This is a genomic window from Pseudomonas sp. FSL R10-1339 (assembly GCF_009600545.1).
Classification (GTDB): Bacteria; Pseudomonadota; Gammaproteobacteria; order Pseudomonadales; family Pseudomonadaceae; genus Aquipseudomonas; species Aquipseudomonas bubulae.
Map to the genome: position 1 here is coordinate 1 of NZ_WIVQ01000229.1, position 1,045 is coordinate 1,045.

The window sequence follows — 1,045 nt, forward strand, 5'->3', positions numbered from 1 at the left end:
CCGAAAGGACACTCCAGAAGGAGCGTCCAGAGTGGGCGGCGCGACTACCGCAAGCCCGTGATGAGGTTCAGCGCGAGAAAGAGGCCAAGAAGCAGGAGCTTTTGGCCCAAAAGCGGGAGCGTCAGGCCCTGCAGAAAGGCAAGCCGGGCCTTGGCAAAGGCAAAGGCCAAGGGCTTTAAACTGGGCTTTACAGCGAGAGTGCCATCTGGTCGTCTTTCTTGATTGTGAAAGTGAAGCCGATGACCTTGCGGCCCTGCCTGCGAGGCTCGGCCGTTACAGACAGGTCAGTGCCTGCGTTCAGTTCTTTCAGGGCTGGGTCTAGAACCCGTACTCGCATGTTTTTCACGTCCTGATATTTGTCGCCCAGGTCGAACATCTGGCGTAGCTGATCGAGGCTGCATTCCCGCTGACCCAGCTTATGGAACTGGCTCATCAGTTCGTAAAGCCGAATGGCGTAGAAGCTGGACAAGCTGCCGATCTGCTTAAGCTGGTAGGTGGTGAACTCCTTGTTCAGCATGGTCAGATGGGGCAATACGGTCGGAGAGAAACCCAGCTCGACGCAGCCCTGCCCCTCCTTGTATTTCACATGGAAAACCCAGCGCATCCGCTCAACTATTTTTCCCTTCGCATAGCGGCGTATATCGCGTTCAAACAACCGGTTTGCGGCATCGTTCAGAGCTTCGTAAGCGTTGTTTACATCGAGGCCAAAGACCTCGGCAAACGAGTCGGCCCGGATGGTGAAATATCCATCTTTGGGAAGCGGCTTACGTGGATCGATCATCGATGCCGCAGCCAAGATTAGGCGCTTCTCATTGAGCGTCAGCGTGTGTGATGACTCAATCAGTCTGTTCGACTGAGTGACCTGATTATCAACTAGCTCCATCGTCCCTTTCCTCTACCCGGAATCTGTACCTGATACTCTCTCATTAGGTACAGGTACAAGCAAGCGTGCCTGTACCCATCATGTGGATAATACCCGGAATCTGTACCCCATTAACCCGGAATCTGTACCTCTTTAACCCGGAATCTGTACCTCTTTAACCCG

At 53.9% G+C, this 1,045-nt stretch carries 1 protein-coding gene; it reads right to left on the reverse strand.

Features of this window, described 5'->3' with window-relative positions:
- Positions 1 to 187 precede the first annotated feature (187 nt).
- Positions 188 to 883 (reverse strand): replication initiation protein, encoded by a 696-nt coding sequence (locus GHO03_RS24550; RefSeq protein ID WP_094995345.1) that lies wholly within the window; start codon positions 881 to 883, stop codon positions 188 to 190.
- Positions 884 to 1,045 lie beyond the last annotated feature (162 nt).